Source organism: Winkia sp. UMB3158 (genome assembly GCF_030217145.1).
In the GTDB taxonomy this organism is placed as follows: domain Bacteria; phylum Actinomycetota; class Actinomycetes; order Actinomycetales; family Actinomycetaceae; genus Winkia; species Winkia anitrata.
On record NZ_JASONH010000002.1, the window covers coordinates 189,323 to 203,234 of the forward strand.

Genomic DNA, 13,912 nt, shown 5'->3' on the forward strand with positions numbered 1-13,912 from the left:
TTTTGAACAAACTCAGGAAAACCAAGAAGATAGCTGCGGCTATCGACAAGATCGGTGGAATGGAGAAAGCAGTAAAGGCCACCGTCAAAGAGGGCATAGCTCAGCTGAAAGCTAAGTTACCTAATGGTGTGAGCAAGCATCTCCCGCAAGTTTCAAAAAACCCCGCAGGTGTAAAGTTCTTAAAAACTGCTTGGCCTCTAATAGCTGAAGGATTTTGGAATCTCCTAGGGTTTGGTAGCTGTTTAGATCTTCTTAAGGCCGAATAAATATGGATTTAATTCAAAAAATTACCGTACTTATTTGCGCATCATTAGCATTGTTCTGCGTGGGCTACATGCTCGTAATGGGTAGGAAGCTTACAAGGGCAAGTAGGTTTAACTGTTTGTGTCTCATGGTGCTGGCAGTGATCCATCCGCTGAAATGGAGACATCCGGTACTCGTGGTAGTTGGTTCGGTAGGCGTAATGATCTTTTGGTGGTTTGCCCGTTCCCATAAGTACCTCAGTCGTGGAAAGGAGCAGGCATCCTCAAGAAAAGGTTCTCGCTAAAACCGCCTGGCCGTTCTTAGCTGATGCTATCTGGGAGTTACTAGGTTTCGGAGGATGCAAGCAGCTCGTAACAGGTAAATGAATATGAATCGTGAATTACTTTTTTATTTAATAGTGGGCGGAGCGATTGGATTTGGAGCGCTTTACTACACGGTGAAACGATATCGAAAATTAGGACCGCGGGATAGGTTGAGCTGTATATGCCTGATAGCGCTTGGTTTCTCTGTTATGATGCGGGGTTATGTTGGCATCAAGGCGGGGCTGTTTTACATAGCTATTATTATAGTGTGGTTAGGTTGCCAGATTTACCTAAGAAAAAAAGAAGATGGGCAGATGCGAGCTAAAGCTAATGCATCTGGTGCAGGCGGCAAGGAAAACAAGTCGGATTAGTTTCACTGAAATCAGTGCCTGGAAATAGTGTGCAGACCACAAGTTCGTAATGGCGGTGTTGTGCTCCCGGTGCGAACATGGTTTTACGCCTGGCGCTATCCTTGGATTTTCTGAATCTGGGCTACAACTTGGCTGTAGGTGTGCTTGTTTAGGCGTCCGCCCTCGCGCCGAACAGCATCCTGTGGCACGGAGAGCAGCCGGTCTAAGCGCACCTCGGACGGGCGGCGCTTAGAATCCCAATTGCCAGTGCCAATGTCCATCCAGTAGCGGCCCCACCTAGCCTCCTGGGCGGCGTCGCGATCGTGATCTTTGCTGGTCAGCTGCGCGCAGATTACCTCCGCGCCCGAATACGCCAGCACGAGCACCGGCCGGTCCTTGCCGCGGGAGCCGTCCTCTTCGTAGGGAACCCACGTCCACACGACCTCGCCCGGATCGGCATCCCCGTCGCGGGCGGGAGCATAGTCAAATTTAGGAAGTGGCGCCCCTTTACGCAGGTAGCGGGCCTTTGCTCCCGAGGGCGCGCCTTGCGTAGACCCGCCGTTTGCGTCCCCGCTTTTACCCTGACTGCCGCCTTTGTTCAGAGCCCTTAGTAGTAGGCGGGTAGCCTTGCGGACCATCCCCCATGGAATATTTGCCATTGTTCCCCCTGTGCTTGCCGTGCGCTTTTACTGCTTATCCTAAAATTTGCCCTCGAGCGCTTCCCATAAGCTCCCGGCGCTTTTCCTCAAAAGTATCGCGTTCACGGGTGTCGGGGTAGTTTTGGGGCATGGGTTCTATTGCGCGCAATCAGCAGGTGTCGGCAGAGCGGCGGACACAAATGCTGAAGTTGTTGCAGCACGAGGGCGCTAAGGCGGTCGCCGACCTAGTCGACCGTTTTGGCGTTTCTGGGCAGACGATCCGCCGCGACCTGCGAGTGCTTGAGGAAAAAGGGCAAGTATTGCGCCAGTACGGCACGGTTCGAGCAGTAGAGACCGGCAGTTTTGAGCGCGCATGGGCGGACCGCCAGGAAACCTTTGTTGCCGAGAAGAGGGCGATTGCGAAAGAGGCCGCCTCCAGGGTGGGGCAGGCGCGCGTAGTGTTTGTAGACGAAGGCTACCTCCCCTCGCTTATTCCCGAGCATTTCCCCAGCTTGCAGGGCATGACAGTGGTGACTACTTCGTTGTACACAGCCAAGCAGATGGCGGCTCTACCTGGACTTACAGCGATTGTTGCGGGTGGGCGCGTGCGCCCAATCACCGGCGGCGTGGTAGATCACTGGGCGTTGCAAACCCTGGGGCAGATGACCTTCGATCTGGCCTACATGGGCACCAACGGGATTTCGGATGCGGGCGTGCTTTCCACCCCAGACCCGGCGGTGGCAGCAGTAAAGAGGGCGGCGCTAAGTCGCGCTAAGAGGGCAATTTTAGTGGCCGACCATTCGAAGTTTGGTCACTGCCTGTTTGCGTCGTTTGCGAATACGTCCGACGTTGAAGTGGTCGTTACAGGCAAACAGCTGCGGGCGGCCACGGCGAAACGGCTTCCAGGCGCGCCTGTGGTGCGCGTGTAGGGCGTAATCGCCCACTCTCTGCCAACAGTGGTGAACACACAACGATCACGAAATGGACACGAAATGAACGTGCCCGACCTCGACAATGTTAAAAGTGCCAGCTTGTAAACCAGATACTTGTAAACCAGATAGCTGCAGGTACGTAGTGTGCGAGGAGAAAAGATTAGCGTAAAGCGTTCATCTTTCTAATATAAACGACCGCGAACTAACTACTTAAGTCCCACAACTGTTCAGGACTTAGATCCCGACCAAGCCTTAGTGTTTTGGTGAATTCATAAGACATGGCTCTACGCCACGTTCTGAACGATTGGGAGACAAAGATGTCCTTAGACAAGCTGCCGCAGTTGGCACACAAAATACACTTTCCCGCCGCAATGACCCTCGGCATCTTGGGCGTCGTCCTATTCGTCATCGGCGATGGAATTGAAGCCGTTTGGATCACGGACTATTTCCACACGGAATTGGACTTCACAGTAAGCCAGGCCTCGCTGGTTTACACCTGCTACGGCATAGTGGTCGCCCTTGCCGCGTTCCTGTCTGGGGCATTGTGTGACGCAATCAGCTGCCGGAAGGTAATGCTGATTGGACTTGTTTCGTTCCTGCTGTTCGACTTCCTTTTCATCACCGTAGCTATCCCTTCCAAATCCTTGCCTTTGCTGATGGTCATCTACGGCATGCGCGGCTTCGGATACCCAATGTTGGCCTACGGTTTTCTAACCTGGATGATGATGGTGACCGTGCCAGAGCGCCAATCGTCGGCCTCCGGCTGGTTCTGGTTCGCCTTCTCGCTAGGCATGCAGACGATCGGATCGTACCTGTCCTCACTATTCGTGCCGTCCCTGGGTGGGATCGCCACGTTGTGGATCGGCCTGGTCCTAGCCGCGTTGGGCGGGTGGGTCACGATGTACTTCCTACGCAGCCAGCCATCCTCGCGTGCCACCAAAGACATTTCCGTACCCGAATCGCTACTGCGAGGCCTGTCGATCACGTGGCGTCGTCCAAAAGTGGGAGCTATGGGGATTGTCAAGATTATCAACCTTGCTGGACAATACGGAATGCAGGCCTTCTACCTGGTGTATGTGCAGCGCGTACACCACATGGCCCCGGGCAAGGCAATCCTAGAATTCACCATCTTCGGGATAGTCGCCATCGCCGGTGACGTGCTGTGGGGCATTGCAGGTGACAAGTTGGGGTGGCACCGAACCCTGCAGTGGGTGGCTACGCCTCTGTCGGCTGCCTCGTTGGTATACCTCTACATGATCCCGAATATTGCCGGCCCGAACTTCTGGCTGATCGCCCTTGGTATGGCCGCCATTGGCATTGGCCTGTCTGCCCACGTGCCCACCACGCCGCTGATCATGGCGCATGCGGGAAGCGAGAAGGCATCCTCACTGGCAATATTGAACTTGGGGGCCGGCTTGGGCGCCTTCGTTGGTCCCGCAGTGGTTACCCTGTTAGTGGACAGCGCGGGATACGGAGCCGTGGCATACGCGCTCGCTGGCCTGTATGTAATTTCCTTCCTACTGCTGCTGGGACTCAAGCTTCCGACAGGCGAAATGTCTAGGCAGAAAAATTCAGAAACCGTCCTCTCAGACTAGTCCAACTAGCCCTAAGCAAAGGAGCAAAAATGAAATTGGCTGATTCTACTTTGGCCCCGACCTACGATCGGAGCGAGCTAACTGCTGGCATCGTCCACTTTGGGGTGGGCAATTTCCACCGTTCCCACCAGGCGATGTTCCTTGACCGCCTACTGCGCGAGGGCAAGGCGAAGGACTGGGCGATTTGCGGTGTGGGCGTCATGGAAGGCGACAAGAAGATGCGCGATGCCCTGGCCGGTCAGGACTACCTGTACACGCTGGTGCTGAAGAATCCGGACGGGACAAAGGATCCTGCCGTGATCGGCTCGATCATTGATTACCTGTTTGCGCCCGATGACCCGGCTGCAGTAGTGGACCGCATGGCCAGCGCCGACACGAAGATTGTGTCGCTGACCGTTACCGAGGGCGGCTACAACATCGACGACGAGACGGGTAAGTTCCGCACCGATGCCAAGGGGGCCGTCCACGACGCCGAACATCCGGAGGAGCCGCAGACCACTTTCGGCTTCATTGTGGCTGCGCTACGCCGCCGCAAGGAGGCGGGATTGGCCCCGTTCACGGTCATGTCCTGCGACAACTTGCCTGGTAACGGCAATATTGCTCGCACTGCCGTGGTAGAGCAGGCGCGTCTTGCCGATCCTGAATTTGCTGAATGGATCGACCAGAATGTGTCTTTCCCGAACTGTATGGTCGATCGCATTACCCCGGTTACTACGGATGCGGATCGGCAGATGGTGAAGGATGAATTGGATCTGGATGACGCGTGGCCGGTAGTGGCGGAGCCTTTCGTGCAGTGGGTGCTTGAGGACAAGTTCCCGCTCGGCCGTCCTGCCTATGAAGAGGTCGGCGCCCAGCTTGTGGAGGACGTAGTCCCGTACGAGCTGATGAAGTTGCGGCTGCTGAATGCTGCCCACCAGTCGCTGGCGCACTGGGGCCGGCTGCTTGGCCTTACTTATGGTCACGATTCTGCCCGCGACGAGGACATTGCCGAAGTTACTCGCCGCTACCTGGAGCAGGAGGCACGTCCGACGCTGCGTCCGGTTCCGGGGATTGATTTGGATGCCTACATTGATGAGCTCTTTGAACGGTTCGGCAACGAGGCAATCGCGGACACGTTGGCGCGCCTGGCCCAGGATGCTTCCGATCGCATGCCGAAGTTCGTCCTCCCTTCGGTTCGCCAGAACCTGAAGGATGGCGGCCAGACCAAGATTGGTGCGGCCATGTGCGCAGCGTGGGCATTGGGGTGCGAAGGTAAGGCCGAGGACGGCACCGAGGTAGTCATTGACGACCAGCATGGCAAAGAGCTGGCAGAGGCGGCCAAGAAGCAGGCCGCGGGCGATGACACGGCGTTCATTGAGGACCAGTTCGTCTTTGGGGAGCTAGCCCAAAATGAGCAGTTCAAGGCCGAATTTGTGCAGGCCCTGCACGACTTGCGCGAGAAGGGAGCGCGCGAGGTAATGCGGGCGCTGTAACTAGGCGCGCAAGGGGAGGGCGGAGCTATTCCGCCCTCCTCCTTCATTTAACCCGACTATTTGGCCGATGCTGGGCGGGCGGCAGGAATTGCTAGGCGTTAGTGTGGGAAGGCAAGGAGGAGACATGGACACAGTTAGCCTGGCCGGCAAAGTTATCGACACGCACGCACACGTCTATCCCGCGAAATACCTGGATTTTCTTGAACAGATTGGGGTGGATCCGGACTCTACCGCAATTGCCCGCGACATGAATGCTTCGAATGAGGACGAAGAGGTGGCGGCGAGGCTGCGCATGATGGATGAGGCCGGGGTAGATGTGCAGGTCCTTTCTGCTACTCCGCAATTGCCGCAGGTGGATCAGGCTGATTTGGCGGCGCAGGCTGCGCGCAAGGTCAACGACATTTATGCCGAAATAATCAAGAAATACCCGGATCGGTTCCTGGCTTACGGTGCTATTCCATTTTTGCACCCGGGGCAGGCTGTTTCCGAGATCGGCTATTGCCTGGACGAATTGGGTTTCGTTGGCATTGCGATCAATTCGCTGCTGCCGGACCCGCAGGCGGCCATAACCGATGACAGGTTCGCCCCCATTTTTGCCGAATTGGATCGGCGCCATGCGCCTCTATATATTCACCCCACGGGGATGTCAGCTCATTGCGCTCCTATGGCAACCCAGGGCTTGGCGTGGGTGAACGGCGCTCCTGTCGAGGACGCCATCGCCACCTTGCATCTGCTGAAGGCCGACTACGTGCGCAAATACCCGAACATCCGCTTCCACATTGCGCACTTGGGAGGCGACCTGCCGTTCTTGGCGCAGCGGCTGCAGGATAACTTCGAGGATTGGGGCTCTTTCCCCGCTTCGCCCGCCGAGAGTTTGCGCAAGATCTGGTTTGATGCGGCGAACTTTTTTGCGCCCTCGTTGGAATTGGCAGCCCAAGTCTACGACCCACACAAACTGTTGGCCGGATCGGATTACCCCTACTTCCAGGGCAAGAAGTACACGCGCGCGTTTAGCTATATCAAGTCTGCCGGACTAGCCGAGCAGTTGCGCGAGCAGATTCTCAGCCAAAATGCGCGCGAGTTGTATAAGCGCTAGTCTTTTCCCCACTGCCACGATCGGGTAAGGGCGATACGGTGGGGGTATGGCAAAAATTGTTGTTACCGCACCGCAGCTGCCCGCCGGGCTAGATCCGCTTTCTGACCACCAGGTAGTTGGTGGCGACCATTTCATGGATCGGAATGAGCTTGCCGAACAGATTGTCGACGCGGATGCCCTGTTCTCGTCGCTATCTGATCCGCTTGATGCGCAGATGCTGCAGGGTGCAAAAAACCTGAAGGTGATCGGCCAGTGTGCAGCTGGCTTCAACAACATTGACGTTGCGGCTGCGAAGCAGGCTGGCATCACCGTAACCACCACGCCGGGGGTGCTGCACGAGGCCACTGCCGACTTGGCGTTTACACTATTGCTGCAGGTCACTCGCCGCACCGGCGAGGCCGAGCGCCTAGTTCGCGCTGGAAAGTCCTGGCGCTACGACCACACCTTCATGCTCGGCATGGGTTTGCAAGGGGCCACCTTGGGCATTGTGGGGTTAGGCCAGATCGGCGAGGCGATGGCGCGCCGCGGGGCCGCCTTCGGCATGGACATCCTGTACAGTGCGCATTCGGACAAGGACACTTCCCGGATTGGTGGGAATGTGCGCCGGGTAGACAATGCCGAGCTGATTGCTTCTTCGGACGTGGTGTCCTTGCACTGCCCGCTCACTGACGAAACCCGCCACCTGATTGATGCGGACGCATTGCAGTCAATGAAGGACACCGCATACCTGGTGAATACCGCTCGTGGAGCTTGTGTTGACGAAAAGGCGCTGGTAAAAGCCTTGCAAGAAGGCCAGATTGCGGGTGCTGGTCTAGACGTGTACGAGGGCGAACCCCAGATTAGCCCCGAATTGTTGGGCATGGAAAACGTGGTGCTGCTACCGCACATTGGTTCGGCTACCAGGCAGACGCGCGAGCAGATGAGCGCCCTGACGGCACGCAATATTCTGGCAGTGTTGGCGGGCGAACAGGCGGAAACGGCGCTGTAGTCAGATAGTGACGCCGGCTGGCATAAGCTGGCCGGCGTAAAGGTTGAATCGATCGCCGCGCACAAATCCAGCCAGCGCAATACCTGCCTCGTGGGCAAGATTTACCGCCAGGGAGGTAGCTGAAGAGATCGCTACCACTGCGGGAATTCCGGCCATCATGGCCTTCTGCACTAACTCGAAGGAGGCCCTGGAGGACAAGCCCAAGATCAGGTCCCGCCCAGGTAGCAGCCCCTGCTGTAGTGCCCACCCAATAACCTTGTCGGCGGCGTTGTGGCGGCCTACGTCCTCGCGCACGCACAGTAGTTCACCGCTCATGGTGAACAGGCCAGCCCCGTGCGTAGCGCCAGTGGCTTTGAACGTGGGCTGCGAGTCGGCCAGCCGGTCGGGTAGCGAGATAACGACGCGCGGATCGAGGCGGATGGGATCAATGTCCACCCCGCACTTGTCCATAACCCGATCTATCGACGAGGTGCCGCAAATGCCGCAGGCTGAACTGGTCATGGTAAGCCTGGAGGCGCCCTCGGGCAGTTCAACTCCGGGCGCTAAGGTCACGTTCATGACGTTGTAGTTGGCCTCGGTGTGGTCGCCAATGCCGCCAATAGAATCCAGCAGGAATCGCTCCCGGTTTGCGGGGTCACCCGCCAGGCCCATCATCCCCACCGGACCGGCAGATCGCGGGCGCGCAGAATCGCAAGAGCGGATCGAAGCAATGTCCTGCGCGGTGTGGATGACGCCCTCGGAATAGAGGAAGCCGTGAATCAGCTCGTAGTCGGCCCCGGGCGTGCGCATGGTGGTGGTGAAGGGCTTGCCCCCAATGCGGATCTCGAGGGGCTCTTCCACCGCCAGGGTGTCTTCTGTACGAAAATCGCCCTGGCCTTCTACGCGCACCAGCCGGGCACGCGTAGTCACCTTACCCACTATTCCTTTTCGCCGCCTTCGCCGGAGTTCTTTGCGGGCTTCATGTACACCAGCACGGACTTCATGACCGGCGTCTGGGACACCTTGCATTCATTGTCGAGGGCGATCAGCACGTTTGCCTCGGGCATGTACGCGGCGGCGCACTGACGCGGAGTGTTGTAGGGGACCAGGCGGAAGTTGGGAGCGTACCGGGTGGTGCCGTCCCAATCCGAGTACAGATCCACCACGTCGCCGGGCTGGAAGCCCAGTTCCTTGATGTCTTCTTCGTTGATCAGTACCACGCGGCGGCCCTTCTTGATGCCACGGTAGCGGTCAGAGAGCGCATAGATGGTGGTGTTGTACTGGTCGTGCGAGCGCAGGGTCTGCAGCAGCACGTGCCCCGGCGGGCATTCGAGCGGCTCAATGTTGTTGATGGTCAGGTGCGCCTTGCCGTCCTTGGTGGTGAACTTGCGTTCACGCGGCCCATTGGGCAGGATCAGCCCGTTCGGTTCGGTGAGGCGCTGCTCGAAGTTTTCGAAACCGGGGATCGTATTTTCGATGCGGCGACGGATTTCCTTAGTGGAGCGGCCCATCTGCCGCCAGCAGTTTTCCCCGCCGATGCGGTGGCCGATCTCGCCTAGGATGTAGGTTTCGGACAGCAGGTGATCCAATGCGCGCCGCTTGCCGTAGGAAGCGGTCACGTACCCCATCGAGTCTTCGGTGGTCACGCACTGCTGTTCGTTGCCGTAGTAGAAGGCATCCGAACGGGTCAGCGTTGGCAGAATGATCGAAGTTTTGCCCGGGTAAATGTGCGAGCGGTTCAGCTTGGTGGACACGTGCACGGTCATTTCTAGTTCCGGGAAGTGCTTTTCCAGCACCGCGGTGTCTGATGCCGCGCGCAAGAAGTTACCGCCCATCTGCATGAAGAACTTGCAGCGGCCGTCGCGAATAGCCTTGCCGGTTTCGACAACGTTCCAGCCGTGTTCGCGCGGGATGGGGAATTGGAATTCCTTTTCGAGGGCGGCGCACAGGCTTTCCGGCGGCTCTTCCCACACGCCCATGGTACGGTCGCCCTGCACGTTGGAGTGGCCGCGAACGGGGCAGGTGCCGGCGCCGGGCTTGCCAATGTTGCCGGTAAGTAGCAGCATGTTGACGATTTCCTGCAGGGTTTCTACAGAGTTCTTGTGCTGGGTTGCCCCGAGCGCCCAGCAGACGATGACGCCATTGGCCTTTTCGACCAGGTCGGCTACGCGCTGGATGGATTCGTCGGGCAGTCCGGTGGCCTTGCGAACCATGTCGGGGTCCACGTTCTTCAGGTGCTCGATTACTTCTTCCTGGCCGGTGGTGTACTTGTCCAGGAATTCGTGGTCGAGGGCGTCGCGCTTGATGAGCTCCTGGTTTACGGCTTGGAAGAACGCCAGGTCGCCATCTAGGCGGATTTGGTAGAACTCGTCGGCGATCGGGGTGCCGGTGCCGATCAGCCCATTGACGGTCTGCGGGTCGCGGAACTTGCGCAGGCCAGCTTCGGGCAGCGGGTTAATAACTACGATCTTGCCGCCATTTTCCTTGCAAGCCGCGAAGGAGCCGAGCTGGCGGGGATGGTTAGTGCCCGGGTTCTGCCCCAGGGTGATCACCAGGTCGGCGTTGGCGAAGTCTTCCAGGGTGACAGACCCTTTGCCGAGCCCCAGGGTGGGGATCAGGGCCTTGCCGGAAGCTTCGTGACACATGTTAGAGCAGTCAGGCAGGTTGTTCGTGCCCAGCCGCTTTGCCAACACCTGGAACATGTACGCGGTTTCGTTGCAGGTTCGACCCGAGGTGTAGAACGCACACTCGTTCGGATCAAGCTTCTTCAGCTGGTCCCCAATCGCGTCGAAGGCTGCCTCCCAAGTAATGGGCTCGTAGTGATCAGAGCCGGGACGTTTAATAACGGGAGCGGTTAGGCGGCCTTCGTGGCTCAGTTCGTAGTCGGTGCGATCGCGCAGTTCCGCGAATGGATGCTCTGCAAAGAAATCAGGGGTACAGCGGCGGGCAGTGGATTCTTCAGCAACAGCCTTAGCGCCATTTTCACAAAAGTCAACGAACCCGCCCTTGCCAGCACTGGGGTTCGGCCACGCGCATCCCGGGCACTTCACGCCATTGTGGCGGTTCAGGTCCAACAGGTTCAGGACGCCAAATTCGCGCACACCAAAGTACATGCCGCGGGTAGCGCCTTCGATGCCCACTGCGGATTTGTGCGGTTTCTTAATTTTCGGGTCGTCGACGACGTCAGCGCGGGCGTCGGCGTCCGCCATGATCAAGTTGTTTTCTTCCAGAGCCATGCCTATAGGATAAGTGTCATTTAGTTTAAATGCACCCCTTAATCCTATGGCTTTGAAGACAGTAAGTTTCTAGCGAACACCAGCACCGGTGTCGCGCTGCGCTCGCCCGCAAAAAGGGCAGCAAAAAGCCGTTATTCACCCGTGTCCACCCAGGTGGGCAATACCTAGCGGGCGGTAATACTAAATGCGGGGCCGCCCTCGGCAAGGGGGCGTCGAGGGCGAGCTGGCCCAACATTTACGCAAAAATCTTTACAGATATTACCTAGAAGTTCGCCTGCAGGTTGCGAAGCGTTCGGTCGAGGCGCGGGCGATCCCAGTAGGCTCCCGCCCGCATTACGGCCTGCACGTCCTGGAGCGCGCAATCCTCCTCGGTCCAATCCGCCAGCGGATCGGAGCCCAACAGCACCATATTTGCCCCGTAGCCTTCCGCGATCTTGCCCATCGAGTCGGCCCGATCCAGGAAGTCGGCGGGGTAACAGGTGGCCTGCCGTAGGATTTCTAGCGGCTTCACTCCGGCAGAGCGCAACAACTTGAACTCGTCGAACAAGCCCAAACCGGCAATAATCCCGGTTGCCCCTACCGCGTCAGTGCCCGCGATCATGGGCACGCCCTCGGCGGCAATAATCCCGGCCAGGCGCTTCTGGCACTCCCAGTTCATTGCCAGCGCGTCCTTAATCTTGGGCCCCAAGTTGTCGAACTTCTTGCCCGACTTGTCCCACTTCTTCAGGCGCCACTGGGGCAGGTAGGTGCGCCGCGGGTCGCGGGCGTGTACCGGATCAGTGGCGAAATTCTGGGTGTGTAGGCGGATTAGGGTGGCGCACTGCCAGGTGCCGCGCTGCTTCAGGTAGGCGGCGAGCTGCCCGGCGCGCTCGTCGCTGAAAGACTGGTAGGCCAAGAGCATGGCCTTGGCCCCATTCTCGCTGGTGATAGTGCGCGGATTGGTGATGATCGGGTCCATCAGCCGCACTGCAATTTCGTCTCTAAAGGGGAATTTGAACGTGGGTAGATCTGGGATGTCCTTCGGGGAATTGGTGTTTCGAACCTTCTCTTCTTCGGTGGAAGCTGGCGCCAGCATGACCGCGCCCGGGCCAATGTGTTCGATGCATTTCATGCCTAGGTCGGCGGCCTCGCGCGGATCAACGTGTTCGGGCAGATGTCCCGCCACGGGAATGCCAATCTTGTTGGCCTCATCCATCAGGGCGCGGAAAACGCTGGCCGAAACCATGCCTACCTTGATGAAGTCGGCGCCGCGCTTAGCCTGGGCGCGCACTGCTTTGCGGGCCGCGTCGGGATTGCCTGCGCTTATAGGAGTCAGTAGTGGCCCGGAAATCGCCAGCACCTCGGGGGCGCCCAACGAAGTGGGCAGAGTGCCCTCTTTACGCTGATCCAGCACTTTGTTGCTGCCCGACATGTGGCGGTATCCGGTAACGCCCGCAGCCAGCATGAGGGCGTTGGGGGTGGCTACCTGGTCTGGCATGTTTAGTGCGTGACAGTGCATGTCGTTGTAGCCGGGGAGGGCGAATAGGCCGGTTGCGTCAACCATGGTGGCGCCCTCGGCATCGGCGGGATGGTTGCTGACCTTTACGATCTTGCCGTCTTTTACCAGCACGTCCTGGCCAGCCTGGGCCTTGCCGGCACGCGGATCTACTACCGTGACGTTCTGCAGAAGTACATGTCCCAGTGCTGCCGGGGCGGGCACAAACCTTGTCATCACAACTCCCTACGAAAGCGTATTTTCTGCCCTCCATTATGGTCGCGTTGGTAGCGCTTTTCTTCCGCTAGAGAATGCGGGAGTGGTGCTACCAGGCCTCAGGGTTACGCACGAAGGCTTCCAGCCCGGCGAGTGCGGCGCCGCGGGCCGCAGTGAATCTGCCGTATTTTGAAGGGCGCACTGAAATACTGGCCCAGCGCGAAGAGAGGACGCGGTGGCGCAGTTCTGCCAGGAACATGTTGCTGATTTGGTCGTGGAGCGCGGCCAGGTGGCCTCCCAAGATCACCAGGTCTAAATCCAGCAGATTCAGCACGTTCGCCACCGCTATCCCGAGGGCGCGCGCACACTCGCACAGGGCGTGTTCGGCTTTAGTGTCCCCCTGCTCGGCTGCAGTAAGTAGTTGGTCAATTGAGGCGTCCTCTTTCAATCCCGCCCGGCGGGCCATCGCTTCGAGGCCCGCGTACTGTTCCAAGCATCCGTTGGAACCGCAGCGGCAAGCCGGCCCTGCCGAGTCGACACAGGTGTGCCCTATTTCCCCGGCCCATCCATGCTGGCCGCCAAAAATTTTTCCCCCGCGCACAATTGCGGCGCCAATGCCGACCTTGGCGGACAGGTATAAGAAGGTGGCATCCGGGTTTAGTCTTCCGGGTGCCGAGTAAATATAGGTGTAGGCGGAGGCGTCGGCCTCGTTCGCCAAGACTAGGTTGGCTGGGCTAATGCCGGCGGCTGAATCCGTGGGGCCATCCTCCACAAAATCGCTGGGGGTCACGTTTTCCCATCCCAGGTTGGGGGAAGTGACAACTGTTTTGCGGTCTAGGCTAACCAATCCGGGAACAGCCAGCCAGATGGACACGACCTGCATGCCTGCAGGGGGAAGGAAATCTCTAAGCAGGGTGAACGCCCTCGCTATGACCTGCTTGGGGGAGGCGGTGCGGGAAGTAAAGGAATCACACACTTTGAACAGCTCTGCCCCGGCCAAATCCAGCACTACCACTGCCAGGTAATTCAGATTCACCTCTACGCCCACCGAACAGCGGACGCCGGCGCGGGCAACCAATGGTGCAGCCGGCCTGCCCACGGTGTTGCGGACGGGCGCCAGTTCGCTAACAATTCCCAGATCCACCAGTTCATCGACCAACCTCGAAACGGTTGGACGAGCAAGACCTACCTGCTTGGCCAGGGTGGCCCTAGAGAGGGCCTCCCCAGAAGAAAGGATGTTTTGCAGCAGCAAGCGAAGGTTTTCCTGCCGCAAGGATTGGGAATTCTTCCCGACCGTCATCATTGCCGCCCTTTCTACTCACGCTGCAAACCCAAAGTGGGCCACCATCAATGGTAAATCCTTAGGTGGT

Annotated in this window: 12 protein-coding genes; 7 read left to right on the forward strand and 5 right to left on the reverse strand. The window is 58.4% G+C overall.

All coding sequences use genetic code 11. The features are described 5' to 3' along the window. The first annotated feature begins 2 nt into the window (after window positions 1–2). A complete protein-coding gene (locus QP400_RS02740) occupies window positions 3–266 on the forward strand; it encodes a hypothetical protein (protein WP_070424948.1) in 264 nt (87 codons plus the stop codon). Window positions 267–625: 359 nt separating this feature from the next. Next, window positions 626–937: a hypothetical protein gene (locus QP400_RS02745; protein ID WP_070424949.1), complete on the forward strand. Its 312-nt coding sequence runs from the start codon at window positions 626–628 to the stop codon at window positions 935–937. Between the two features lie 95 nt (window positions 938–1,032). Here the strand turns inward: QP400_RS02745 and QP400_RS02750 are convergent, their stop codons facing one another. After that, entirely contained in the window at window positions 1,033–1,575 is a 543-nt protein-coding gene (locus QP400_RS02750) for a type II toxin-antitoxin system PemK/MazF family toxin (protein WP_070424950.1), read from the reverse strand. 128 nt (window positions 1,576–1,703) lie between these two features. On the opposite strand from QP400_RS02750, the gene QP400_RS02755 reads away from it, so the two are divergent. From QP400_RS02755 to QP400_RS02775, 5 genes are all read left to right on the forward strand, one after another. Further along, window positions 1,704–2,483 carry a DeoR/GlpR family DNA-binding transcription regulator gene (locus QP400_RS02755; RefSeq protein WP_285462491.1) on the forward strand — a complete coding sequence of 260 codons (780 nt, stop codon included), beginning with the start codon at window positions 1,704–1,706 and terminating at the stop codon, window positions 2,481–2,483. Between the two features lie 281 nt (window positions 2,484–2,764). Continuing rightward, window positions 2,765–4,081 (forward strand): RbtT/DalT/CsbX family MFS transporter, encoded by a 1,317-nt coding sequence (locus tag QP400_RS02760; RefSeq protein ID WP_256172920.1) that lies wholly within the window; start codon window positions 2,765–2,767, stop codon window positions 4,079–4,081. 29 nt (window positions 4,082–4,110) lie between these two features. Beyond that, window positions 4,111–5,553, forward strand: a complete 1,443-nt coding sequence (locus QP400_RS02765; RefSeq protein WP_070424952.1) for a mannitol dehydrogenase family protein — start codon at window positions 4,111–4,113, stop codon at window positions 5,551–5,553. Window positions 5,554–5,677: 124 nt separating this feature from the next. After that, window positions 5,678–6,649, forward strand: coding sequence for an amidohydrolase family protein (locus QP400_RS02770; RefSeq protein ID WP_101485826.1), 972 nt, complete (start codon window positions 5,678–5,680; stop codon window positions 6,647–6,649). Window positions 6,650–6,695: 46 nt separating this feature from the next. Continuing rightward, the gene (locus tag QP400_RS02775) at window positions 6,696–7,637 is read left to right on the forward strand and encodes a 2-hydroxyacid dehydrogenase (RefSeq protein WP_070424954.1); all 942 of its coding nucleotides are present in this window, start codon (window positions 6,696–6,698) and stop codon (window positions 7,635–7,637) included. Here the strand turns inward: QP400_RS02775 and fdhD are convergent, their stop codons facing one another. From fdhD to QP400_RS02795, 4 genes are all read right to left on the reverse strand, one after another. Further along, on the reverse strand, window positions 7,638–8,555 hold the full coding sequence (gene fdhD, locus QP400_RS02780; RefSeq protein ID WP_285462493.1) for a formate dehydrogenase accessory sulfurtransferase FdhD: 918 nt from the start codon (window positions 8,553–8,555) through the stop codon (window positions 7,638–7,640). Then, on the reverse strand, window positions 8,555–10,852 hold the full coding sequence (locus QP400_RS02785) for an FdhF/YdeP family oxidoreductase (RefSeq protein ID WP_083285964.1): 2,298 nt from the start codon (window positions 10,850–10,852) through the stop codon (window positions 8,555–8,557). The genes fdhD and QP400_RS02785 overlap by 1 nt, the downstream gene beginning before the upstream one ends. A gap of 262 nt (window positions 10,853–11,114) precedes the next feature. Further along, complete coding sequence (locus QP400_RS02790) at window positions 11,115–12,563, reverse strand: amidohydrolase family protein (protein WP_070424956.1); 1,449 nt, start codon at window positions 12,561–12,563, stop codon at window positions 11,115–11,117. A gap of 88 nt (window positions 12,564–12,651) precedes the next feature. Then, window positions 12,652–13,845 carry an ROK family transcriptional regulator gene (locus tag QP400_RS02795; RefSeq protein ID WP_070424957.1) on the reverse strand — a complete coding sequence of 398 codons (1,194 nt, stop codon included), beginning with the start codon at window positions 13,843–13,845 and terminating at the stop codon, window positions 12,652–12,654. Window positions 13,846–13,912: the final 67 nt, after the last annotated feature.